The sequence below is a fragment of the Pyxidicoccus caerfyrddinensis genome, from assembly GCF_010894405.1.
Lineage (GTDB): Bacteria > Myxococcota > Myxococcia > Myxococcales > Myxococcaceae > Myxococcus > Myxococcus caerfyrddinensis.
Genome location: NZ_JAAIYA010000025.1, coordinates 133,445 through 156,712, shown reverse-complemented (window position 1 = coordinate 156,712; position 23,268 = coordinate 133,445). Strand labels below are relative to the sequence as shown.

18 protein-coding genes are annotated in these 23,268 nt (G+C 70.3%); 6 read left to right on the top strand and 12 right to left on the bottom strand.

Annotation, left to right across the window (positions count from 1 at the left end; translation table 11 throughout):
* Positions 1-5 precede the first annotated feature (5 nt).
* Genes G4D86_RS41535 through G4D86_RS41520 form a run of 4 tightly spaced genes read right to left on the bottom strand, consistent with a single transcriptional unit; the run spans position 6 to position 10,340 of the window.
* Positions 6-1,508, bottom strand: coding sequence for a DUF4388 domain-containing protein (locus G4D86_RS41535; RefSeq protein WP_163999965.1), 1,503 nt, complete (start codon positions 1,506-1,508; stop codon positions 6-8).
* 17 nt (positions 1,509-1,525) lie between these two features.
* Positions 1,526-3,376, bottom strand: a complete 1,851-nt coding sequence (locus tag G4D86_RS41530; RefSeq protein ID WP_163999963.1) for a GGDEF domain-containing response regulator — start codon at positions 3,374-3,376, stop codon at positions 1,526-1,528.
* A gap of 43 nt (positions 3,377-3,419) precedes the next feature.
* Positions 3,420-4,271: a diaminopimelate epimerase gene (gene dapF, locus G4D86_RS41525; protein WP_163999961.1), complete on the bottom strand. Its 852-nt coding sequence runs from the start codon at positions 4,269-4,271 to the stop codon at positions 3,420-3,422.
* A 24-nt stretch (positions 4,272-4,295) separates the two neighbouring features.
* Positions 4,296-10,340, bottom strand: a complete 6,045-nt coding sequence (locus tag G4D86_RS41520) for a methyltransferase domain-containing protein (RefSeq protein WP_163999959.1) — start codon at positions 10,338-10,340, stop codon at positions 4,296-4,298.
* A gap of 104 nt (positions 10,341-10,444) precedes the next feature.
* Between G4D86_RS41520 and G4D86_RS41515 the strand changes: the two genes are divergently transcribed.
* From G4D86_RS41515 to G4D86_RS41505, 3 genes are all read left to right on the top strand, one after another.
* Entirely contained in the window at positions 10,445-11,233 is a 789-nt protein-coding gene (locus G4D86_RS41515; protein ID WP_240360778.1) for a plant Invertase/pectin methylesterase inhibitor family protein, read from the top strand.
* Positions 11,234-11,822: 589 nt separating this feature from the next.
* On the top strand, positions 11,823-14,189 hold the full coding sequence (locus G4D86_RS41510; protein WP_420821886.1) for a ribonucleoside-diphosphate reductase subunit alpha: 2,367 nt from the start codon (positions 11,823-11,825) through the stop codon (positions 14,187-14,189).
* A 77-nt stretch (positions 14,190-14,266) separates the two neighbouring features.
* Positions 14,267-15,277: a ribonucleotide-diphosphate reductase subunit beta gene (locus G4D86_RS41505; protein WP_163999955.1), complete on the top strand. Its 1,011-nt coding sequence runs from the start codon at positions 14,267-14,269 to the stop codon at positions 15,275-15,277.
* On the opposite strand, the gene G4D86_RS41500 is transcribed toward G4D86_RS41505, so the two are convergent.
* From G4D86_RS41500 to G4D86_RS41490, 3 genes are all read right to left on the bottom strand, one after another.
* A complete protein-coding gene (locus G4D86_RS41500; RefSeq protein ID WP_163999953.1) occupies positions 15,186-15,740 on the bottom strand; it encodes a hypothetical protein in 555 nt (184 codons plus the stop codon). The genes G4D86_RS41505 and G4D86_RS41500 overlap by 92 nt on opposite strands.
* A 117-nt stretch (positions 15,741-15,857) precedes the next feature.
* Positions 15,858-16,097: a DUF2188 domain-containing protein gene (locus G4D86_RS41495; protein ID WP_163999952.1), complete on the bottom strand. Its 240-nt coding sequence runs from the start codon at positions 16,095-16,097 to the stop codon at positions 15,858-15,860.
* A 181-nt stretch (positions 16,098-16,278) separates the two neighbouring features.
* Positions 16,279-17,184 (bottom strand): hypothetical protein, encoded by a 906-nt coding sequence (locus G4D86_RS41490; RefSeq protein WP_240360777.1) that lies wholly within the window; start codon positions 17,182-17,184, stop codon positions 16,279-16,281.
* A 187-nt stretch (positions 17,185-17,371) separates the two neighbouring features.
* Here G4D86_RS41490 and G4D86_RS41485 point away from each other — a divergent pair, with 187 nt between their 5' ends.
* The gene (locus G4D86_RS41485; RefSeq protein ID WP_163999948.1) at positions 17,372-18,019 is read left to right on the top strand and encodes a hypothetical protein; all 648 of its coding nucleotides are present in this window, start codon (positions 17,372-17,374) and stop codon (positions 18,017-18,019) included.
* Here G4D86_RS41485 and G4D86_RS41480 read toward each other — a convergent pair whose 3' ends face one another.
* The 5 genes from G4D86_RS41480 to G4D86_RS41460 form a co-directional block, all read right to left on the bottom strand.
* Positions 18,020-18,652: a LysE family translocator gene (locus G4D86_RS41480; protein ID WP_163999946.1), complete on the bottom strand. Its 633-nt coding sequence runs from the start codon at positions 18,650-18,652 to the stop codon at positions 18,020-18,022.
* 536 nt (positions 18,653-19,188) lie between these two features.
* A complete protein-coding gene (gene aqpZ, locus G4D86_RS41475; RefSeq protein ID WP_163999945.1) occupies positions 19,189-20,016 on the bottom strand; it encodes an aquaporin Z in 828 nt (275 codons plus the stop codon).
* A gap of 208 nt (positions 20,017-20,224) precedes the next feature.
* Entirely contained in the window at positions 20,225-20,758 is a 534-nt protein-coding gene (hpt, locus tag G4D86_RS41470; RefSeq protein ID WP_163999943.1) for a hypoxanthine phosphoribosyltransferase, read from the bottom strand.
* A gap of 11 nt (positions 20,759-20,769) precedes the next feature.
* Positions 20,770-21,585 (bottom strand): uracil phosphoribosyltransferase, encoded by an 816-nt coding sequence (locus G4D86_RS41465; protein ID WP_163999941.1) that lies wholly within the window; start codon positions 21,583-21,585, stop codon positions 20,770-20,772.
* Positions 21,586-21,628: 43 nt separating this feature from the next.
* On the bottom strand, positions 21,629-22,228 hold the full coding sequence (locus G4D86_RS41460; RefSeq protein WP_163999939.1) for a thymidine kinase: 600 nt from the start codon (positions 22,226-22,228) through the stop codon (positions 21,629-21,631).
* Between the two features lie 207 nt (positions 22,229-22,435).
* Here G4D86_RS41460 and G4D86_RS41455 point away from each other — a divergent pair, with 207 nt between their 5' ends.
* Complete coding sequence (locus G4D86_RS41455; protein ID WP_205520238.1) at positions 22,436-22,810, top strand: DUF5658 family protein; 375 nt, start codon at positions 22,436-22,438, stop codon at positions 22,808-22,810.
* A 135-nt stretch (positions 22,811-22,945) separates the two neighbouring features.
* Entirely contained in the window at positions 22,946-23,245 is a 300-nt protein-coding gene (gene spoVG, locus G4D86_RS41450; protein WP_163999935.1) for a septation regulator SpoVG, read from the top strand.
* The last annotated feature ends 23 nt before the right edge of the window (positions 23,246-23,268 follow it).

Below are 23,268 nucleotides of genomic sequence, written 5' to 3'. Positions count from 1 at the left end.
GGCGGCTACACCGCGGAGGCGGTGAGCCGCTGCGCCTGCGTCACCCCAGGCAGCGTGGGCGCCGGGTTGAGCGCCTGGACGAGCAGCGCACGCAGCGCCTCGGACAGGTCGTCATTCACGCCCAGCGCGCCCGCGGGCGCCCCTTGCAGCGGCACGGGCACCTCCGCTCCCACCACCACCACGGGCATGCGCACCTCCCACGAGAGGTAGTGCGCCAGGCGCACGGCCGGCTCGGACACGTCGAGCAGCAGCGCGCCCACCGCGCCCGCCGTGAAGGGCCTCCACAGGGGACGGGCCGCCTCCGCGGGCGGCAGCACGCAGAAGTCCAGGCGCAGCACCTCGCTGAGCACCAGCCGGCCCAACGTGCCGAAGCCGCTCTTCACGGCGGTGGGCTCGGCCGACAGCGCCTCCAGCCCCGGCAGCCTCGCGAGAATCCGACGCGCCGCCGCCGCGCCGCTGCCGCAGACGAACACCTTCGCGGTGGCCACCTTCGCCGGCGCCGTGCGCGTCCGGAGGATGCGACCGCGCAGCGCGTGCACCTCCGCCGCGCCCAGCAGCTCGCCGGCGTTGGTTTCCGAGCCGTCCGAGTCCACCGCCCGCGCCACGCCCCGCTGCATCAGCGCGGACAACACGCTCAGCACTTCCAGGTCCGTGGCCGGCGCCAGGTCCAGCACCTCGCCCAGCGCGCGCGGCTGGCGCAGCAGGCCCACCACCTGCGCCGTCACCGGGTGCTGGTCCTGCGACAGGTCCACGTCCGGCGCCAGCATCAGCCGTGTGTGGCGCGGCGGCAGGCCCGGCATCAGCCGGTTCACCTCGTCCGACTGCCGCATGCCCTCCAGCAGCGAGTCGTCCATGCCGCGGTTGATGCGGGGCCGCGCCGCGTTCGTCCCCGGTGAGAAGGTGAAGGTGCCATCCGCCCACGCGAGCAGTCGGAACAGCGCCTTCTCCCCTTCCACGCGCCCCAGCTTCGCATTCACGGGGCGGCCATCGACGACGAAGATTTCGCCCCGGTCGTTGCCGCGCTCCAGCGCCAGCCGGCCGCTGCGCTTGTTCATGCCCAGCAGCTGCATCAGGTCCGGGATGCTGAGCTGACTGAGCGAGCCTTCGATTTCCTGCTGCTCGCTCTTGAGGTCCTTGGCGGCCTCGCTGCGCCGGAAGATGTGCTCGATGCGGCTGAGCACCTCGTCCAGGTTGAAGGGCTTGCGCAGGTAGCCGTCGCGCAGGCCGCGCTGCCGGTCCGAGTCGAAGCTGGAGGTGGTGAGCACCACCGGGATGTCTTCGGTACGCGGGTTGGTGCGCAGAATCTGGATGAAGGTCCGCGCGTCCAGCAGCCGGCAGCCCTCGTCGAACAGCGTGAGGTCGGGGTGGCGCAGCACGGCCACTTCCAGCGCGCGCGAGCCGTCCGGCGCGTAGTGCACCTGGTAGCCCTTGGTGCGCAGCGCGCGCGACAGCGAGCGCACGGACTCGAGGTCGGGGTCGGCGATGAGAATCTTCCGGACCTGGGCCACGGGAATTGCCCTTCGTCTCAGTAGGGCTGCAGGTCGTACTCGGCCTGCAGCTTGGAGATGAGCCCGTCCACCACCGCGGTGTCCGAGGTATGGAAGCCCCAGGTCGCCCCGAGCCCGCGCCGCTGGATGAGCGCGTACGCGGCGTTCTCCGAGAGCCAGAGGATGAACTCGTGCCGCGTCACGCGGTCATCACCCTCCAGGAACACGGGCGTCAGCGCGGGGTGTGACTCCAGGTCCACGCGGCGGCCCAGCAGGTAGATGCGCGACGCCATGTCCGGCGGCGCCGACTCCAGCCCCGCGGCGATGGGCAGGTCCGTGCGAATCTCCGGCCCGCCCACGTAGAGGATGCCGCGCGAGCCCGGGTCTCGCATCAGCTCGCGGGCAATCTCCGCCTGCAATTCGTCGAAGAGCACGTCGGAGACCTTGCCGCGGCGGCTCGGCTCGGAGCGCTCGTCCACCGGCAGCCGGGGGCTCGTCGGCGTGCCCAGAAGCAGGTCCACCTCGTCCCAGAAGGGCAGCCCGTCCAGCATCAGCCGGCGCTGCAGGGACGCGCGCCGCTCGTCCATGCGGCGGCGGCAGCGGTGGACCAGCTCGTCGAAGTCCTCCCCGTCCTTGGGGAAGGTGCTCGCCCCGCCGACGAGGGCCAGCGGCAGGCGCTGCTCCACGTCCTGCACCTCGGGCTCCTCGCGCACCGCCGCCACCGCGCGGCGCACGAACATCAGCGCGCCGAAGAAGTCCGTCTCCGGCAGCAGGAGGTAGAACTCCTGGTCGCTCGCCTTCGCGATGACGTCCGAGTCGCGAATGATCTTGCTCAGCGCCCGGATGATGCCGCGCACCGCCTTCTTCGCGTCCGCCGCACCCTGGCGCACGCGCACCAGCGGCAGGTTGTCGATGGAGAAGGTCAGCAGCGAGAACGTCCGCCCGTAGCGGCGCGCCTTGTAGATTTCCTTGGAGGCGTAGTCGGTGAAGTAGCTGAGGTTGTACGCCGCCGTCTCGCGATCTCGCAGGCCCAACCGCTGGAGCGCGAGCATCCGCCGGCCGTTCTTCACACCCACCGCGGCGAAGTCCGCGAGCACCTTGGCGTCGCGCGAGTGCTCGGAGCGGAAGTCCCCGGCGAGCGGGTCCGACAGCTGCGCCAGGCCGACGATTTCCCCGGAGGCCAGCAGCGGCACGTACATCACCGCGGAGCGCTCGTCGCGCGCGAGCCACGGCAGGGCCTCACGCAGGCGGCCGGCCAGCGGCCCCTCGGGATTCATCTTCTCGGCGAGGAACTGCTTGTCGAGCAGCCCCCGGTACGCGCGCAGCACCAGGTCACCCCGGTCGTCCATCACCCACAGCGCGGCGCTCTGCGCGTCACAGACGGCGCCCAGCTCCGCGATGATGCGCTCCTGCAGCCACTCCAAATCCGGATGGGACAGCAGCTCCAGGCAGCGCTGGTGCAGGTTGTGGAAGCGGGCGAACTCGAGATTCTCGTCGCGCAATTGCGCGCGCTCGCGGCGGAGGTCGGCGCGTTGCAGGGCGCGGTCCACCGCCAGCAGCATGTCGGTTTCGACCACCGGCTTCGTCAGGCAGTCCGCGGCGCCGGAGCGCAGCGCCATCTCCGAGCCACGCACCTCCGTGTGCTGGCTGACGAGGATGATCTCCTGGTCGGGATCTCTCTCGCGCAGGCGCGCGGTGAGCGCGAAGCCGTCCACGCCGGGCATCACCACGTCGGTGATGACGAGGTCGAAGGGCGTGCGGGCCGCCTCCACGAGCGCGAGCGTCGCGTTCTCCACGGCCACCACGCGGTGCCCGTTGCGGGTGAGCATGTCGCTGGCGACTTGTCGGAAGAACAGGTCGTCATCGACGACGAGGATGGGTCCGGCCACGGCGCGTTTTGACCTGGGGGCGAGGGGGGAGGAACGCGGGAGGTTACCGGGGGGAAGGAAGCGCGACAACGCCCTCGAACACGAAGGCCACGGGGCCACGGAGGCGGATGTCGGACAGGTCGGCGGGCACTCGGATGCGCAGGTCTCCGCCCGGCAGCGTGACGCGCAGCCAGGCGTCCGGGGGCAGCCTCTTCGCCAGCACGGCCGCCACCGCCGACGCACAGGCCCCGGTGCCGCACGCCTGCGTCAGCCCGCAGCCCCGCTCCCAGACCACTACCGTGAGGCCATCCGTTTCCACGCGCACGAACTCCACGTTGGTGCGGTCGGGGAAGGACGGGTGGACTTCGAGGGTGGGGCCCAGGCGGGGGGCGTCCTCGAGGGGCTGGTCCAGGAGGACGAGGTGCGGGTTGCCCATGCTCACCGCGGAGCCGCGCAGGTCCGGGTGGCCCGGCAGGGGCAGGTCGAGGAAGGGCTTGCCGGTGGCGCCCGAGGGCAGGTTGGGCGCGACGAGGCGCGCGGGGCCCATGGAGATGTCCACGCCGATGACGCCGCCGTCGCCATAGCCGGGGATGCAGGAGAGCACGCCCGCGCCCGTCTCCACGTCGATGCGGCCGGGGTTGTCGTCGGTGTGGTCCACCAGGTACTTCACGGCGCAGCGCAGGCCGTTGCCGCACATCTCCGCGATGCTGCCGTCGGCGTTGTGCACCACCATGCGGGCCACGGCGTGCTGCGAAGGGAGGATGGAGAGCACCCCGTCCGCGCCGATGCCCAGGCGCCGGTCGCACATCCACCGTGACGTGGCGGCGTCGATGTCCACGCCGGTGCGACGGCGGTCCAGGATGACGAAGTCGTTGCCCAGGCCCTGATACTTGAAGATGCGCTCGCGAGCGTCCACGTGCGCAATCCTAGCCGCGAGCCGTCACTCGCGCTCGTCTGGCTTCTTCGGAGTGGTGGGAGGCGGCAGATCGAGGGCGGGCATGGCGGTGCGGGCCGGCTTCGCCTGGGGAATCGTGGGCAGGCGGCCGGGCGTGCCCCCGGGCGGCGCGGGGGTCGTGGCCGAGCGGCGGGACAGCTCGTTCTTCACGGCGTTCAGCTCGGCGTTGGCGCGCTCGTAGATTTCCTGGACGGGGTTGGCGCCGGCGCGGGCCGCCTGCCGTCGCAGCGCGCCCAGCTCCGTCTCCTGGGCGGCGAGCTTCTGCTGGAGCTCCTCCACCTGGGTCTGGAGCTGCTCCATCTCCGCGGCCATCTCGAGCACGGCCTCGGGCTGGGCGGAGGCCTTGAGCTCCTCCACGGACGCGAGGAGGTCCTTGCGCTCGGTCTCCAGTGCGGCGAGGCGCTCCTGCTGCTCGCGCACGCGGGTTTCGAGGCGAGCGCGCTCGGCGCGGTCCTCCAGGAGGGACTGCTTCTCCGTGCCCAGGGTGGTCACCTGCTCCTTGAGGGCGGTGACCTCGGTGAGCAGCGTCTTGAGCCGGTCGGCGGAACTGCCCTCGCGCTTCTGGAGCTGCTGGCGGGTTTCTTCCAGGGCCTGGGCGAGGCGCTCGCGCTCGGCGCGCTCGGCGTCGAGGATGCGGACGGCGTCGGTGGACGTCGTCTCGATGGCGGTGATGCGGCCTTCGAGGCGGACGCGAGCGGCGCGGGCGACGGTGAGGTCCGACTGGAGGCGCTCGCGCTCGGAGGCCAGGGCGGTGCGCTCGGACTCGGCGCGGCCGAGGCGCTCCTGGAGGGACTGGAGAGCGGTGGTGCTCTCGGAGGCGGCGGCCTCCAGCTCGGCGCGCCGGGTGTCCAGGGTGGCCTTGTCGGACTCGAAGCGCTCGGTGGCGGCGGCGAGCTGCTGCTCCAGCGCGGCACGGTCCGCCTCTGCGCGTGCGGTGGCGTCCGACAGACGCGACTCCAGCTCCTGCCTGTCGGTCTCGGCCTGCGCGGTGAGGCTCGCGAGCCGCGACTCCAGCTCGCGCCTGTCCGTCTCGGCACGCTCGGTGACGTCGGCGAGTCGCGACTGAAGCTCGGAACGCTCGGCCTCGAAGCGGTTGGTGGATTCGGTGAGCCGTGCGTCCAGCTCGGCGCGCTGGGCGGTGGTCTCGGTGAGGCGGGTCTCCACTTCGGAGAGCCGCGACTCCAGCTCGGTACGCTGAGCCTCGCGTTGCGCGGTCGCCTCCGCGAGCCGCGACTCCAGCTCGGTGCGCTGAGCGTCGGAGAGTGCGGTGGTCTCCGCGAGCCGGGCTTCCATCTCGGCACGTTCGGCCTGCTGCCGAGTGGAGAGTTCCTCCAGCGCGGTGCGCTGGGACTCGGCGCCGGACAGGAGCTCCGCCAGCCGCGCCTCGAACCGGGCAATGTCGGCCTGCCGCGTCTCCAGCTCGGCGCGCTGGGCGGTGACCATCGCGGTGGCCTCCGTCAGCTGGGAGTCCAGCGCAGCCGCCCGCTCCTGCTCGGTCCGGGCCACTTCGGTGGCGCGCGCCAGCTCGGCCTTCAGCGCGTCCAGGGCGGCGCGCTCGGCCTCCAGCGAGGTCTCCATCGCGGTGGCCTTGCCCGCGAAGCGCCGCGCCGTCTCAAGCTGCACCATGAGCAGCTCGGCGTTCTCGCGCTGGCCGGCGAGCCGGTCCTGCGCGTCCACCAGCTCCGCGTCGAGCCGGGCGATGTGCATGCCCCGCTCGTGCAGGGCCCCCATGGCGCGCTGGAGCTCCGAGCCCAGGCGCATGATTTCCTGCCGCGCCGCGACCACGTGACCCAGCTCCGCCCGCAGGGACACCACCTCCTGGTGCGCGGCCTCCAGGGCGGTTCGGGCCTCCTCCTGCTCGCGGGCGCGCTCCTCCCCAAGGGACTCGAGCTGCCGCTGCTGCCGCTCCGCGCGGATGAGCGCCTCTTCGACCTCCGCATCCAGCGCAGCCAACTTCTTGCGCGAGATTTCTTCCTGCCGGGTCAGCGCCTCGCGAGCCTCGGACAGCGCCAGCTCGTGCGCCGTGGCGGCTTCGGTGAGGCGACGGGCCTCGCTCTCGCCCTCCCCGACCTGCTCGCGCAGCCGGGCCACCTGAGACTGAAGCTCCTGGAGGGACCACTCGCGCTCGGACAGCTGGGCTTCCGTGGCGCGCCGGGCGGCCTCGGCCTCGGCAAGAGACTGCTCCAGCGTCGCGGTGCGAGCGGTCTCCGTCTCCCGGGTGGCCTGGGTCTCCGCGACTCGTGCCTCCAGCCGCGCCACCGCCGCCTCGAACTCCTGCTCTCGTGCCTTCGCGGCCGCACGTTCCTCTTCGAGGACGCGCTGCTGCTCGGCCATGACGCGCTCGGCGGCCTCCAGTCGCTCCAACCGCGCCTGCTCGCGGGCGGCGGCGTCCGTGCGCAGCGACTCCAGCGCGGCCTGGGCCTGCGCCAGCGCACTGCGCTCCTCGGAGCGGGCTTCCTGCTCGGCGGACAGCGCCGCCTGGATGCGGGCCAGCGCGGCCTCCGCATCCACCCGGGCGAGCTGCTCGGACTCCAGGCGCGCACGAAGCTGCGCCAGTCCCGCTTCGCCCTCGCTGCGGCCCTGCCGCTCGGCCTCCAGCTCCGCGCGAGCCGAGACGAGCGCCGCGTCGAGCCGGGTGCGCTCGTCACGCTCGGCATCCAGCTGGGTGCGAGCCAGGGTGAGGGCGCCGTCGAGCCCGGTCCGGGCCTCGCGCTCGCCCTGAAGATCCGCGCGAGCCGAAGCCAGCGCCTCGTCGAGCTCCGCCCGCTCCTCGCGCTCGACGTCGAGCGTCTTCTGCAATACCTCGCGAAACGCCTGGGCTCGGACGCGTCCCTCGCGTTCCGACTGCGCCTCGGCCTGGAGCTGGGTGACGACCTCGTCGGCACCGAAGGCGCGCTCGCGCATCCCGGTGAGCTCGGCCTCCAGTCGCTCGCGATGCTCGCGCTCGGAGGACAGGGCGTCCCGGGCTTCCGTCAAGGTCGCCTGGGTGCGGGCCTCCAGCCGCTCGCGTGCCTCGTTCGAGGAGGCCAGCTCTTCGCGGACCTCGGCCAGCGCAGCCTCCGCACGAGCCCGCTGCTGAGCCTCCTCCTGAAGCGCCAGCTCCAGCCGGGAGCGCTGCTGCGCCTCGGCCGCGAGTCCGGCCTCCGCCTCGGCCAGCGCCGCCGTGGCCCGGGCGTGCTTCGCCTCCTCATCCTGGAGCCGGGCCTGCGACTCCGCCGAAGCAGCCTCCGCCAGGGCCCGCTGACGCGCCTCCTCTTGGAGCCGCGCCTGCGCTTCCGCGGCGACCTGGGCGCGCTGCTCCGACTCCTGCGCGAGCCGGGCCTGCGCCTCCTCGGCGCCCAGCGTGAGCCGCGACCGAGCCTCCGCCGCGTCCGCCTCGGCCTGGGTGCGCTGCCGGGTCTCCACCTGAAGCTGGGCCTGCGTCTCCGCCAGCGCCGACTCCGCGGCCCCACTGCGCAGCGCTTCAGCCTGGAGCCGGGCTCGTGACTCCTCGAGGGCCGTCTCCGCCCGAGCACGCCCCTGCGCCGCCTCTTCGAGCGCCGTCTCCGCCCGGGCCCGCCGCTGCGCCTCGTCCTGGAGCTGGGCCTGCGCGTCCGCGAGCGCCGCTTCCCACCGTGCGCGCCGCTCCTGCTCCGTCGCCAGCGCGTCCCGTGCCTGGGCAAGCGCCTGGCGCGCCTCCTCCAATCCTTCGCGGGCCTCGGCCAGCGCCGTCTCCGCCCCACCCCGCAGCTCGCGCTCCGCCTCCAGCTTCGCGCGCAGCGCCTCCAGCGCGGAGCCGGACTGGGCCCGTCCCTCGCGCTCGGACTCCAGCGTGGACCGAAGCTCGGCCAGCCCCGTCTCCAGCTCGGTGCGCCGGCGCACCTCCGCGACGAGCGTCTCCCGCGTGTGTGCCAGCGTGGACTCGGCCTCGGACAGCCGTCGTGCCGCGTCCTCCAGCCCCTCACGGGCCAGCCGCAGCGCCTCTTCCAAAGAGGCCCGCGCCTGTCGCTCCGCGTCCAGCTCGCCGCGCACCTGCGATGCCCGCGCCTCCGAGGCGTGCCGCTCCTCGTGCGCCGACTCCAGCTCCGCCCGCGCGGTCTGGAGGGCCTCCTCGAATTCCTGCCGCTGCGTCCGGGCGCGCGCGGAAGACTCCGCCTCCAGCTCCACCACGCGCCGCACCAGCGCCTCGCGCTCCGCCTCCAGCTCCAGCCGATGGGCCTCGCTGTCCGCCCGGGCCGCCGCCTCGTCGCGCGCCTTGCCGGACAGCGCCTCCGCCCGGCCGCGCGCCCCTTCCAGCGCCTGCTCCAGCGACTCCAGCCGCTCCCGCAGCTCCGTGCGCTCGGTCTCCAGCGCCTGCCCGAGCCGCACCTCGGTCCGCGCGCGCTCCGCCTCCAGCGCCTCCAGCCGGGCCGTCGCCTCGTGGAGCGACTCCTCCAGCCGCGCCGCCATGGCCCGGGACGCGGCCTCGCCGCGCGTGAGCGTCTCCACCTCGCCGCGAAGCCGGGCCTCCGCCTCGCGCGAAGCGGTCAGCTCCGTCTCCATCCCGCGAGCCTCGGCCTGGAGCGCCTCCAGCCGCGTCTCCGCGTCCTTGCGCGCCCCTTCCGCCGAAGCGGTGCGCTGCCTCGCGTCGGCCAGCTCACGCGCCACGCGCGCCAGCTCGGCCTCCTTCACCGCCACCGCCGTGCCGGAGTCGCGGGACAGCTCCTCCGCCCGCGCGGACTCGGCCTTCAGGTGCTCCACGGCCGCCAGCGCCGCCGAGTACTGCTCGGCGATGCGCAGCTCCCGCTCGCGCGCGGCCTCCGCCGCCCTGCGCCGGTCCTCGGACTGCTCCACGGCGCGCTCCGCCGCCAGCCGGTCCTTCTCGCGGTCGATGCGCAGCGTGGACAGCTCGTCCTGGAGCTCGCGCACCTGCGAGTACGCCTGCGTCAGCCGCTCCCGGGCCTCCTCCAGCGAGGCAATCGTCTCCTCGCGCCGCGCCCGCTCCAGCCGCAGCGACTCCTGCGCGGCCAGCACCTGCACGCCCGCGTCCGCCTGGGCGCGCTGCGCGGCCTCCACCTCGAGCCGCTGGGCCGCGAGCCGGCGGTCCGCGTCCGCCATCCGCTCCGTCGCCACCTGGAGCTCCAGCTCGCGGCGGCGCAGCTTCCCGGACAAATCATCCCGCTCGCGCTGCGACTCCTGGGTGCCTCGCGCCAGCTCCAGCTGCGCGGTGAGCCGCGCCACCTCGTCGCGAGCCACCTCCAGCGCCGGCCGCAGCGACGCGGCCTCCGCCTCGCGGTCCGTCAGCTCCGCGCGAAGCTTCGTCAGGGACTCCTTCAGCCGCGTGCTGCGGTCCTCCCAGGACTTCGCGCGCGCCACCACCTCGTCCAGCTTCCCGCGGGTGAAGGCCAGCGGCTCCGGCGGCAGCTGCACCCACGTGGGGTCCACCACCCGCGCCGGCTCCTGCCCCGCCACGACCAGGAAGTAGGCCGCCTCGCTGTTGTTGACGAGGGTGCCGTCCACCTGGAGCCCCTCGCCGCGCTCGAAGGCGAGCTGGTAGCCCAACACCGGCGACTGCGTGGCCACCTCCACGTGCGGGAAGTGGACGGAGAGCGCGTCCAGCAGCATCCCATACGTGGGCGGCACGCCCTCCTCCGGCTCCAGCAACTGCGGCAGCGACAGGCCCGCCACGTTGCGCAGGCCGCCCAGGAGGAAGCCCTGCTTCGTCACCAGCCGCGCCAGCTCCGCGAGCAGCTCCGGCGCCTTCACGTACGGCGCCAGGTCGGCGATCAGCACCACGTCGAAGCTGCCCGCCTCGAAGTCGTCGTAGACGTTGGCGCGGAAGCGCAGCGAGGGGCCGCCGTGGGCCTTCTGCGCCGCCTCCACCGCCGTCACGTCCGCGTCGCACGCAATCACGGCGCGCGCGCCGCGTTCCACGAGGAAGCGCGCGCTCTCGCCGCCCGTGGAGGCCACGGCGTCGACTTCCAGCACCCGGCGACGGGCGAAGAGGCTCTCCGCGAAGATGTACCGGGGCAGCAGTTCACTGGGCCCCATGCGGCGGAATGTGTGATGCATGGGTGTGTTCGGGAGTAGGAGTATAGCCGTGGGCGACCGAGCCCCAAGTTAAGCGCCAGGGCCAGAAATCGGCCTCGCGCCTGGACGACAGGAGAGCAGGCGACATGAACTCAGCGGGACAGCAGGGATTCGGCTACCGGGCGAAGCGCACCTTCACGCGACTGCTCGTCTTCACCCTCATCCTCGGCCTGGGAGGGGTGGTGGTCTTCCTCCTCTCCCAGCTCAACGCGCGCACCTTCACCCTGGCCCTCATGGACGGGCAGCTCGCGGTGATGAAGGGCCGCAACGCGCCCATGGGCTCGGTCCCCTACCGCCCCGGGGACCCGCGGCTGGCGGACGCCTACGCCCCCATCCCCGTGGAGGGCCAGGACGTCACCGCGCTCGCCCAGCGCAGCTTCACCGAGCGCGACGAGCTGGACCGCGCCCTCTTCCCCCTCCTGGAGTCGCTGGCCCGCCCGCGCATCGCCTCGGACGAGCCCGCCCGCGTGGACCAGGGCCTCTACTACCTGCGCCGCGCGGAGAAGCTCTCCGGCATCACCGAGGAGCAGCGCCTGACGCTCCAGAAGCTCATGACGGACGTCGCCTACTACCAGGCCCGCCAGAAGCTGGAGGACGCCCGCAGGCTCATCAGCGACGCCCTCAGCCAGCTCAAGATGGCCGCGGAGAGCCAGAGCCGCCACGCCCGCAGCGCCAACCAGATGCTCAGCGCCGTCACCCCGCCCGCCCGTGAGCTGGAGGAGGCCCTCCGCCGCGCCGTGCACACCCTCAGCGGTCCCCAGGCCGCGCCCGAGCAGCCCGCGCCGGAGACGCCGGTTTCCCCACCTGCACCCACCGAGACGGCGCCCCCCGAGACGCTGGTTCCGGCGGCTCCGGACGCGGGCGGAAATCCGTAAATCAGGCCGCATTCCTGCCGCTCAGGTTGGATTCCAGGGACCCCATACATGGCGTCCCTGGGCACATCACGGAGTGTCGTCAGGACAACGTGACGAAACGTGTTGGAGATCGATCATAGATTGCAATGATCGGGCCCGGTCAGGCACTAGATCTCGCGTTGACACCTTCGATACCCCCCCATAGCTTGTGCCCGGTCGACGGCGCCCCACCGAAAGACGTCGCCGTGGCGTGGGGCAGAGGAGGGGTTGTGGGTTTCTTGCGCACAGCTAGCAGCTGCCTCATAAAACACCGCCGACACCCGGTCGTCTTCAGACCCTAGACCCGCCCCCTCCAGGACGGGTCCCACCTGAACATTTTTCAAGTAGCGTGACCTCGGGAGCCATCTCCCTGGGGCAGACACCCGTGTCTGCCCGAGGCCATGCCTTTGTCCGGAGTGAGCCGCTCGTGAACTTCGAAACGCCCGTGAAGCCCGCTGCCGTCAACCTGGCCGTCCCGCCCGCCACCAACGGACACCCGGTGCCGTCCGTGAGTGCCACGCCAGCGCCAGCGCCCACGGAGGCCCCTCCGGCCGAGTTCGGCTCCACCACGATGCGCGTGAAGAAGCGCAACGGCACCGCGGAGCCGGTGGACCTGAACAAGATTGTCCGCGCGGTGGGCCGCTGCTGCATGGGGCTGCCCCGCGTGGACGTGATGCGCGTGGCCACGAAGACCATCTCCGGCCTCTATGACGGGGCCACCACGCGCGAGCTGGACGGCCTGTCCATCCAGACGGCCGCGGCCCTCATCGCCGAGGAGCCCGAGTACGGCCGCCTCTCCGCGCGCCTGTTGTCCGCCTTCATCCAGAAGGAGGTCAGCAACCAGGAGATCCACTCCTTCAGCCAGTCCATCGCCGCGGGCCACCGGCACGGCCTCATCGCGGACCGGCTGCTCCAGTTCGTCCAGGCCAACGCGCGCAAGCTCAACGCCGCCATCGACCCGTCGCGCAACGACCTGTTCGAGTACTTCGGTCTGCGCACCGTCTACGACCGCTACCTCCTGAAGAACCCGCAGACGCGCGAGGTCCTGGAGACGCCGCAGGAGTTCTTCCTCCGCGTGGCCTGCGCGCTCAGCGGCGACAACGCGCGTGACGCGATTGAGCTGTACCGGCTGTTCAGCTCGCTGGAGTACATGCCCAGCTCGCCCACCCTGTTCAACTCGGGCACGCGCCACGAGCAGCTCTCCAGCTGCTTCCTCTTGGACTCGCCCGCGGACGAGCTGGACGCCATCTACAAGAAGTACTCGGACATCGCGATGCTGTCGAAGTTCTCCGGCGGCATCGGCGTGGCGTACCACCGGGTGCGCGCGCGCGGCTCGCTCATCCGCTCCACCAACGGCCACTCCAACGGCATCGTCCCCTGGCTGAAGACGCTGGACGCCTCGGTGGCCGCCGTGAATCAGGGCGGCAAGCGCAAGGGCGCCTGCTGCGTGTATCTGGAGACGTGGCACGCGGACATCGAGGACTTCCTCGAGCTGCGTGAGAACACCGGCGACGACGCGCGCCGCACGCACAACCTGAACCTGGCCAACTGGGTGCCGGACCTCTTCATGAAGCGCGTGGAGGCGGACGGCGAGTGGAGCCTGTTCGACCCCAAGGTCGTCCCGCACCTGACGGACCTGTACGGCGACGCCTTCGAGAAGGCCTACGCCGAGGCCGAGGCCCAGGGCCTCTCCATGCGCAAGGTGAAGGCGCGCGACCTGTACGCCCGGATGATGAAGGTGCTGGCGCAGACGGGTAACGGCTGGATGACCTTCAAGGACATCAGCAACCGCAAGAGCAACCAGACGGGCAAGGATGGCAACGTCATCCACCTGTCCAACCTCTGCACCGAAATCCTGGAGGTGACGAGCCAGGGTGAGACGGCGGTGTGCAACCTGGGCTCGCTGAACCTGGGGCGCATGGTGGTGGACGGGAAGTTCGACTTCGACCGCCTGCGCGCCAACGCGCACCTGGCCCTCAAGCAGTTGGACCGGGTCATCGACCTCAACTACTACCCCATCTCCTCCGCGGCGGATTCCAACCGCCGCTGGCGTCCGGTGGGCCTGGGGCTGATGGGCCTGCAGGACGTGTTCTTCCAGCTCCGGATGCCGTTCGACGCTCCCGAGGCGCGGGCGCTGTCGAAGAAGATTTCCGAGGAGATCTACTACGCGGCGCTGACCACCTCGTGCGACCTGGCCGAGCAGTTCGGCGCGCACCCCTCCTTCCCGGAGACGCGGGCGGCGAAGGGCGAGCTCCAGTTCGACAGCTGGGGCGTGGTGCCCGAGGACACGGCCCGCTGGGACGCGCTGCGCCAGCGCATCCTGAAGCACGGCCTGCGCAACTCGCTGATGATTGCGATTGCGCCCACCGCGACGATTGCCTCCATCGTCGGCTGCTACGAGTGCATCGAGCCGCAGGTGTCCAACCTGTTCAAGCGCGAGACGCTGTCGGGCGACTTCCTCCAGGTGAACCGCTACCTGGTGCGCGACCTCCAGTCGCTGGGGCTGTGGAACGAGAACGTCCGCAACCGCATCAAGATGGCGGAAGGCAGCGTGCAGGACATCACCGAGCTGCCGGAGAACCTGCGGCAGGTGTACCGGACGGCCTGGGAGATTCCGATGCGCTCGCTGCTCGACATGGGCGCGGACCGCGGGGCCTTCATCGACCAGAGCCAGTCGCTCAACCTGTTCGTGGAGACGCCGAACATCGGCAAGCTGTCGTCGATGTACTTCTACGCGTGGCAGAAGGGGCTGAAGACCACGTACTACCTGCGCTCGCGCCCGGCGACGCGGATTGCGAAGGCCACGGTCAACGGTGCCGGCACGGGCACGACGATGCCGGTGGCCCCTGCTCCGGTGGCAGCCAAGGCGGAGGTCACCGAGGCCGAGGCAGTGGCCTGCTCGCTGGAGAACCCGGAGGCGTGCGAGGCCTGCCAGTAGGCCTGGGACGCTGAAGCACGGACGTTTCGAAGGACAGGCAAGAACCCCGCGCGCGCAGCGCAAGGAGCACCGAAGCAATGCTGCTGAACCCTGGACTGAACCTGACGCTGCGCCCGATGGCGTACCCGCAGTTCTTCGAGATGTACCGGAACGCCATCAAGAACACCTGGACGGTGGAGGAGGTGGACTTCTCCACGGACCTGGTGGACCTGCGTTCGAAGATGACGGACGCGGAGCGTCACCTCATCCACCGGTTGGTGGCGTTCTTCGCGACGGGGGACAGCATCGTCGGCAACAACCTGGTGCTGAACCTCTACAAGCACATCAACGCCCCCGAGGCGCGGATGTACCTGTCGCGCCAGCTCTTCGAGGAGGCGCTGCACGTCCAGTTCTACCTGACGCTGCTGGACACGTACGTGCCGGACCCGGCGGAGCGGTCAAAGGCGTTTGCGGCCATCGACAACATCCCCTCCATCCAGCGCAAGGCGCGCTTCTGCATGAAGTGGATGGACAGCATCCACGGCATGGATGAGGTGCGGACGAAGGAGGAGCGGCGCAAGTTCCTGCTCAACCTCATCTGCTTCGCGGGCTGCATCGAGGGGCTCTTCTTCTTCGCGGCGTTCGCCTACGTGTACTTCCTGCGCAGCAAGGGCCTGCTGAACGGGCTGGCGGCGGGGACGAACTGGGTGTTCCGCGACGAGAGCGCGCACATGGGCTTCGCGTTCGAGTGCATCCAGACGGCGCGCAAGGAGGAGCCGGACCTCTTCGACGCGCAGATGGAGCGCGACGTGGTGGCGATGATGCGCGAGGCGGTGGAGTGCGAGACGCAGTTCGCACAGGACCTGCTGAGCGGCGGCGTCATGGGCCTGTCCGTGCAGGAGATGCGCGGCTACCTGGAGTACGTGGCGGACCAGCGGCTGCAGATGCTGGGGATTGCGCCGGTGTTCCGGACGAAGAACCCGCTGCACTTCATGGACCTGCAGGACGTGCAGGAGCTCACCAACTTCTTCGAGCGCCGCGTGTCCTCGTACCAGGTGGCAGTGGGCGTGGGCGCGGCGACGGACGTGGTGTTCGACGCGGCGTTCTGACGCTCCCGAGAAGAGCGGCCCAGGCGGCAACCAAGCCGTCCGGGTCCTCCGGGGCACCGTCCGGAGCGGGAGCGAAGTCGACGCGCCACTCGTCCCCGACGTCCACGAGGTTCACTGTCACGTAGACGGTGTGCGTGTCCTCGTAGTTGGTGATGCCGCAGCGGACCTGCGCGAAGGCGAGGCGCGACATCAGCCGCTCCTTGCCCTGCTTCAGCTCACGCAGGAACTCGCCACCCGACAGGTCCACGTCCCGGCCCTCCGGGACACCGAAGGCGGCGAGCACCTCCTCGCGCAAGTAGCGATGTGAGCCGAAGACCTCGACGCTCTCCAGCCGATAGCGCGACCTCGTGGGCTTCGTGGCGGGGGCGACGGCCCGGCTCTCGGAAGAAGGCGCTCTGACGAGCGGGGACGACGCACAACCCGCCAGCAGCGCCAATGCGACCCACAGGTGGTTGGAGCGCATGCCCTGAATTCACCATGCCCGCCCTGACTCCGTAATCCACACCCGGGCCGCGCGCCTGCGTCGCCCCCGCCAAGGGCCACCCGGTCCCCCATCCGGGTGGCTGCGCCGCACGAGGCGCTAGCCCTTCGACGTGCTCGGATCGTTGCCGTAGCTGTTCTTCTTCCCGATGCTTCCGTCGATGTTGTGGATGGTGTGCTCCATCCGCCGATCCTGGGCCAGCTCCCGTCCCGCCTCCACCGCGCGGTCCTTGAGCCGGTGCTTGCTGGTCACCTTCCCCTTCACCTGATTGACCCAGCCCGCGCCCTCCGGATTCGGGGTGGTGTGAACGCCACCACCGCGGCTGCTGTTCTTCGCCATGTGAGTACCTCCTGCGTGTCCGCCCTTCGTGGGCGGACGTTGTGGTTGCAGGAAGTAACGCGCGTGCCGTTAATCGGGTTCTACGCGGAAGGCAGACCTGCGCCGCCGTCCGAGAGGAGTGTCCAGGCCGCAACGCGGGTGCCGTGGGCATCGGCCCGTCCGGACGCCGCACCTGCACACTTCAAGACGGCGCGCCGTGAACGACCCACATCAGCAAGGCCATCGCCAGCTCGCCGCCCACGAGGAGCGCCGCCCTTCGCGGCCAGCGCACCGGGGCGCCATTGAAGTCGTCGAACCCCACCAGCGAGAACAGGAGCCAGAAGAAGGTGATGATGCCGCCAAGCACGAGCCCCAGCTTCGGGCTCTCCGGGGGCGGTGGGGCGAAGATGGAGTGGAACAGCACGGCCGGCACGATGAACGCCACCGTCACGACGAGACTCCAGACCAGGACCGGCTGAACGAGACCGCGGGCCTTCCGAAGCCGCCGGGCTCCAGCGAGTTCGGGTGCCAGCTCCTGCTCCGTCATGGGTCTCTGGAGCGCCCTGCCCTCCCAGACCAGGTAGTGAGTCGAGAGCAGTCGCTCGATGAGCGCTGAACCCAACCCCTCGACCGGCGCGCCCCTCTCGATGGCATCACGGGTGGCGAGCGCCCAGTCGATGTAGTGATGGACCTCCACGAGCGGCAGGGTGACGACGCCTCGAATGATGTCCCGGGCCACCGCGGGGCAATTGGGGTCCTCGCTCCAGCCTTGCGGACCGAGCGTGGTCAACTCCGCGTCCTGCATGCGGGCTCCGCTGGGGCGCCCTCCCGTGCCCGTGACCTCGAGCTCCCAGGACATGTCGCCGAGGTCACCCATCCAGAGGCGTGTGCACCGGAATCCCGCCCCGGCCGCGAGCTCGGCCACCCGGGTCAGGAAGTCGGTCTCCGCTCCGGCCTCAGCGGCCTCGGAAGCAGCCTTGCTCCGGGTCAACTCCCCCAGGGACTGCACGTCGACGAGCGTCAGCGCCGGGCCGAACCGGTACGCATCCACGACCACGGTTTCGAACCCGTACCCACTCCGGAAGGCACTCGCGAGCGCTACGTCCATCCACCGTCTCACAGTGGCGCCGTCCGGGTGACCATGAATCCATAGATGACTGACGATGCCGTAGCCCATGTCGACCTCGCCATGGCGGCGTATCAGGGTTGCAACGCGTCACTCCAGGAGGATTCAGGAAGGCGCGGTGCGGTGCCCGGAAGCACCGTCCCCACCGTGCTAGAACAGGACGCACCGTATGGACCGCCTCGTCCCCTTCCTCTGGCTCTGGCTGCTCTTCTTCGCCATCAACGTGCTCTGGGCCCTGGCCCAGGCGGCGGTCGCGAGCACCCTGGGCGCGCGGCCCGTGCTCGTGGACCTGGGCATCGGTCCCATCCTGCTGACCGGGCGACTGGGCGGCATCGTCTGGTCCTTCCGTCCCTTCGCCGTCGCCAGCGCGGTGGGCTTCACGGAAGAGCCCGCGGACGCACCAAAGGTGAACCGGCTCCAGCAACTCTCACTCCCCATGCACGGCGCGGTCATCCTCCTGCCGTGGGTCACCCAGGTCGCCATCGCCATGGTCTGCCTGGGCGCCACCGAGGGCCTCCACCAGTTCGTCCACGGCTTCACCCTGCCCTTCGAGTTCTCCGCCCTCCCGGGCCGCATCGAGCGCCTCGTCGCGCTGCTCCGCAACGGAGAGTTGCTCCGCGCCTGGGGCCTGATGAGCGCGAAGCTGGCCGCCATCAACCTCCTGCCCATGCCCATCCTGGCCGGAGGTCAGTTCCTGCTCCTGCCCTGGCGCGAGCGCTACCCCCTCTGGGCGGGGCTGCTCAACCTCCTGAGCATCCTCGTCGCCCTGCCCTGGTCGGTCTACGTGGCGTACCTCGTCGTCACCGCCGTCTTCTGACTACTCCCGCCCCTGAAGCGCCAGCCGGGCCCCGAGCGCGACGAACACCGCGCCGGTGACGCGCTTCTGCGCCGCGGCCACGCGCGGGTTGCGCCGCAGCCACGTGCCGAACGCGCCCGACGCACCGGCAAGGAAGACGAGCCACGCCGTCCCCGTCACGTCGAACAGCAGCCCGAGCACGATGAACTGCGCCCCCGTGGAGCCCCGGGCCGGGTCCACGAATTGCGGCAGGAAGGCGAGGAAGAACAAGGCCACCTTCGGGTTGAGCACGTTGGTGACGACGCCGTCGCGGAAGATGCGCCACAGGCTCGTGGGCTGGAGTCCCTGCACAGCCTCCGGGCCCGCCTTGCTGCGCAGCATCTGCACGCCCATCCATACCAGGTAGATGGCGCCCACCCACTTCACCACCGTGAAGGCCATGGCGGAAGTCGCCAGCAGCGCGGACAGCCCCAGCGCCGCTGCGGCGATGTGGAACAGGCAGCCAGCGGCGATGCCCAGCGCGGACACCACGCCCGCGGACCGGCCCTGGCCGAGGCTCCGAGCCAGCACGTACATCGTGTCCGGCCCCGGCGTGAGGTTGAGCGCGATGCCGGCCAGCATGAACGCGGCGAGGCAGGTCGGGTCGAAGAGCATGGCGGTGGCTCCACTCCGTGACACCCGGAGCGAGGTGCGGGACACCTCGGCCGCGTCCCACGTCCGCCGTATACGCCCGCACGAGCGTCCCGTGAAGCGCGCCGGCCCGTGCAAGCGGGTGCTCGCGCTCCAGACCGCAGGCTCCGTCCGGAACCGCGATTCCGTCGCATCCATCCAGGACGCGGCAAGCCCTCCACTCCGTCGGCGGACTGCCGGAAGGAACGTTCCTTCCACGACTACCGTCGGGGGGAGGCGACCCCAGTCGCGTCACGCCCCTCTGCCGGCGGCCGGACGGAATGAACGTTCCTTCCACGGCTACCGTCGGGGGAGACGACCTGAGTCGCGTCACTCCCCTCTGCCGGCGGCCGGACGGAATGAACGTTCCTTCCACGGCTACCGTCCGGGGGAGACGGCCCGAGTCGCGTCACTCCCCTCTGCCGGCGGCCGGACGGAATGAACGTTCCTTCCACGGCTGCCGGCCGGGGGAGCGCGGCCCGGGTCACGTCATTCCGCGCGGGCCGCCCCCACGTACGGACTCAGACCGGAGCCTGGGTGTCCGTCCGGTTGGCTGCCACGCGCTCCGCCCGCTCGCGCTCCGTGGCCCGCTCCGCCGTCCTCGCCGTAATCGGCACCACCGGGCGGAACACGGTGCGGTACACGGCCGCGGCGGTGGCGCCGCCCAGCAGCGGCGCAACGATGAACAGCCACAACTGGCTCAGTGCCAGCCCGCCCGCGAACAGCGCCGGCCCCAGGCTGCGCGCCGGATTCACGGACGTGTTCGTCACCGGAATCCCCACCAGGTGGATGAGCGCCAGCACCAGGCCGATGGCCAGCCCCGCGAAGCCCACGGGTGCGCGCGCATCCGTGGCGCCCAGCACCGTCAGCACCAGCAGGAAAGAGAGCGCCACCTCGGTAAGGAAGGCCGCGCCCATACCGTAGCCCTCGGGCGACGCGGCGCCGAAGCCGTTGGACGCCAGCCCCTCCACGGACGCCGAGTAGCCCCCCGGTGCCCCCCGGGCAATCAGCAGCACCACCCCGGCCGCGACGATGGCCCCCACGCACTGGGCCACCACGTAGCCGAGCGCGTGCCGGGACTCCATCTTCCCCGTGAGCAGCAGCCCCAGCGTCACCGCCGGGTTGACGTGGCAGCCGGAGATGGGCCCCACCGTGTAGACCATCGCCAGCAGCGACAGGCCGAACGCGAGCGACACCCCCAGGAAGCCGATGCGCTCCCCCGCCAGCACGGCCGCCCCCACGCCGCCCAGCACCAGCACGAAAGTGCCTATCAGCTCCGCCAGATACTTCCGGAGCGCCTCATCGCCACCGGCACGCGCCGGAGCGGACCTCACCATGGATGCAGGCATGCGCAGCCTCTCTCAGCGAGGGCCCGCGTCATGGTTGCCCATGACTGGCGCCTCGCGACACGAGCAGTCCCCTCAGGGACGGTGCGCACGTGCAACCAGATGGCAACAGGGCCGCCCTCCTCATGGCCGGAGGGCGGCATCCGCGCAGAGCCCTCGGCGCTTCGCCACCCCGAGACGGGGCAGGCGCGCCTGGCGGGCCCTGGCGCCTCTACTTCCCCTTCATCACGCCGATGAACGGCAGGTTCCGATACACCTCGGCGTAGTCGAGCCCGTAGCCCACGACGAAGTGGTCGTCGATGACGAAGCCCTTGTAGTCGATGTCCACCTTCGTCCGGGCCCGCGCCGGCTTCTCCAGGAGCGAGCACAGCTTCAGGGACGCGGGGTGCCGGGCGCGCAGGTTCTCCAGCAGGAACTGCATGGTGAGCCCGGTGTCGATGATGTCCTCGATGATGAGCAGGTGCTTGCCCGCCATGGGCTTGCTCACGTCCGTGGTGATGCGCACCTCGCCCGTCGTCTCCGTGCCGCCCTGGTAGCTGGACACGCCGAGGAACTCGAGCTTCAGCGGCAGGTCGATGTTCTTCGCCAGGTCCATGGCGAAGAACACGGAGCCCTTCAGCACGCAGATGAGCGTCAGGTCCTTGCCCGCGTAGTCGCGCGTAATCTCCGCGGCCAGCTCCCGCACGCGGGCCTGCAACTTCTCCTCGGAAATCATCACGCCGACTTGCTGCTCGTAGAACGCCAAGGGTTCCTCCACTACACGTACGCGTTGTTCATGATCTCCCCGAAGCCGCCACCTCCGGGGACGATGTACTGCCGGTCATCCAGTCCCCGCTCCTTCTCCCAGAGCGCGCCCGGCTCCGTGCCGAACACCTCCGGCGGGGACATGCCCCTGTCCAACCGGAGCGCGTAGATGATGACGTCCGGGTGGTCCTTCGTCATGCGCCGCAGGTACTCCGGCGTGACGATGAGGTTCAGGGTGATGACGCGCCGGGGACGCCCCGGCACCTTCGACTTGTAGAGCGAAATCGCCGTGGACAGGCTGCCGCCCGTGGCTCCCATCGGGTCCGGGAAGAGCACGAAGGCGTCATCCACGTCGCCGCCAATCTTCGCGCCGCCAATCTCCGAGCCCACCACCGCCTGCGCCGCGTCAATCATGCGGCTCATGATGATGTGGTCCTGCCGCACCAGCGACGGGTCCACCGTGGTGTTCATCAAGTCGTACGTCACCTGCGACGGCAGCGTGCCCGCCCGGGCAATGTTCACCGTCACCACGCGCACCTGCGGGTCGATGACCTCGCCCTGGTAGAGGCCCTGCGGGGTGTAATCAATCATCCGGGTGGGCAGGCTCACCATCTTCCGGGGGAACTCGGCGTTCACCACCGTCTTCACCAGGTCGGCGTAGAGCTGCTCCACCAGCCGGTTGATCTGCGGCTGGATGACGCCCTTCGAACACAGCGTCGCCAGCTGCGAGAGGAGGAACGGATTTCCCACCAGGTGGACGTGCGGTCCATAGTGGTGGGTCATCTCGTTCAGCTTGAAGGGCACGTTCGCGTACAAGGTGTCGCGCATGCGGTCGGCTCCTCTCGCCCGCCAGGCGGACGACTCGTGTCCTTCAGTCGAACAGCTTCAGCGTCTGCGGCGGCGTGCCTTCCGTCGGCTCCGCGACATGGCACTTGCGGCAGCGCGGCTCGTACGCCCCCGCCGCGCCCACCACCACGCGCTCCCCGCTCGAAACAATCCGCTGGGAACGATTGGCCGGATTCCCACAGACGACGCAGATGGCCAGCTCCTTCGTCACGTACTCGGACACCGCCATCAGCTGCGGCATCGGCTCGAAGGGCCGCCCCTGGTAGTCCTGGTCCAGCCCCGCGCAGATGACGCGCAGGCCCTTGTTGGCCAGCGCCTGCACCACCGCGACGACTTCCGCGCCGAAGAACTGCACCTCGTCGATGCCCACCACCTGGGTGTCCGCGGCCAACCGGTAAAAAATCTCTTCAGCCCGGTCGATGGGAGTGGAGGTCACCTTCAGCTGCGAGTGGCTCACCACCGCATTGTCGTCGTACCGGTTGTCGATGCGCGGCTTGAAGACCTGCACCTTCTGCTTGCCGTACAAGGCCCGCTGGACGCGGCGGATCAGCTCCTCCGTCTTGCCGGAGAACATGGAGCCGCAGATGACCTCTATCCACCCGATATCTTTGGGGAATTGGTGCAAGGAAGCGCTCGCGAAGAGGGGCCGGAAGGGGCGCGGATAGTCTGCCACACCTCCAGGGGAGTCAACTTTCAACGCGCCCGTCCCACACCCGCTCCACGCCCCGTATGAGCCCGCTCGCCCGCCTGCTCCGGGCCGCCGCGCGCGGCGCTGGCAAGCCTCTTGAAAGGGACTGCTTCCGGTTCCGGTGGACGGGCGAGGGAGGCGGGCGTGGCGGCGACAATCGAGCAGACGCGGGATGCGGCGTGGGCCAGCAGGGCTTCTTTCTACGTGTCACCCGCGTCGGTGGCGCTGTTGATGCTGAACCTGATGGACGGACTGTTCACCCTGTTGTTCCTGCAGCTCGGGGTGGCGGAGGAGCTCAACCCGCTGATGCGCGTGGCGTACGAGCAGTCTCCGCTCGTCTTCATGTTCTCCAAGCTGGTCATCGTGAACGCGGGCCTCTGGCTGCTGTGCCTCCACCGGAGGCTGAGGGCCAGCCGCATCGCCATCCGCGCGGGCGCCATCGTCTACGGCATCATCGTCGTCTATCACCTGGCCTTCCTGACCCACCTGGTCCTGCACTGGCCCGGCGCGTTCCACTGACCCCACCGGTAGACCGTTGGACTGTGGGTGAATTGAACATTGGGACCTGGGTCAGTCGGGTCCCCGCTTGCATTTTACACCCGGTATGTCCCAGGCTTCCCTTCAGCTCCGACCTTTCGGGTTCGGGGGGGGACCATGAACATCACCGACGTCCGGGTGTTTCCGGTCGAAGAGGACAAGCTCAAGGCGTACGTCACCATCACCCTGGATCATTGCTTCGTCATTCGCGATTTGAAGGTCATCCACGGCTCCTCCGGGCTGTTCATCGCGATGCCGGCAAAGAAACGGAAGGATGGGACGTACAAGGATATAGCTCACCCGCTCAACGCGGATACGCGCAGCCAGATGGAGCGCGTCATCCTCATTGAGTACGAGAGACACCTGCACCAGGCGCAAGCCGGGATGCTCGTCTCAGCGCCGGCTGACATGGACTAGGACTTCCCTTCCACCCGTGTCCA

What these genes read in the sequence shown, in the direction of transcription:
- G4D86_RS41520 (WP_163999959.1), bottom strand. Translation starts at nt 10,340, where the DNA reads ATGCATCACACATTCCGCCGCATGGGGCCCAGTGAACTGCTGCCCCGG.
- G4D86_RS41515 (WP_240360778.1), top strand. Translation starts at nt 10,445, where the DNA reads ATGAACTCAGCGGGACAGCAGGGATTCGGCTACCGGGCGAAGCGCACC.
- G4D86_RS41510 (WP_420821886.1), top strand. Translation starts at nt 11,823, where the DNA reads ATGCGCGTGAAGAAGCGCAACGGCACCGCGGAGCCGGTGGACCTGAAC.
- G4D86_RS41505 (WP_163999955.1), top strand. Translation starts at nt 14,267, where the DNA reads ATGCTGCTGAACCCTGGACTGAACCTGACGCTGCGCCCGATGGCGTAC.
- G4D86_RS41500 (WP_163999953.1), bottom strand. Translation starts at nt 15,740, where the DNA reads ATGCGCTCCAACCACCTGTGGGTCGCATTGGCGCTGCTGGCGGGTTGT.
- G4D86_RS41495 (WP_163999952.1), bottom strand. Translation starts at nt 16,097, where the DNA reads ATGGCGAAGAACAGCAGCCGCGGTGGTGGCGTTCACACCACCCCGAAT.
- G4D86_RS41490 (WP_240360777.1), bottom strand. Translation starts at nt 17,184, where the DNA reads ATGGACGTAGCGCTCGCGAGTGCCTTCCGGAGTGGGTACGGGTTCGAA.
- G4D86_RS41485 (WP_163999948.1), top strand. Translation starts at nt 17,372, where the DNA reads ATGGACCGCCTCGTCCCCTTCCTCTGGCTCTGGCTGCTCTTCTTCGCC.
- G4D86_RS41480 (WP_163999946.1), bottom strand. Translation starts at nt 18,652, where the DNA reads ATGCTCTTCGACCCGACCTGCCTCGCCGCGTTCATGCTGGCCGGCATC.
- aqpZ (WP_163999945.1), bottom strand. Translation starts at nt 20,016, where the DNA reads ATGCCTGCATCCATGGTGAGGTCCGCTCCGGCGCGTGCCGGTGGCGAT.
- G4D86_RS41465 (WP_163999941.1), bottom strand. Translation starts at nt 21,585, where the DNA reads ATGCGCGACACCTTGTACGCGAACGTGCCCTTCAAGCTGAACGAGATG.
- spoVG (WP_163999935.1), top strand. Translation starts at nt 22,946, where the DNA reads ATGAACATCACCGACGTCCGGGTGTTTCCGGTCGAAGAGGACAAGCTC.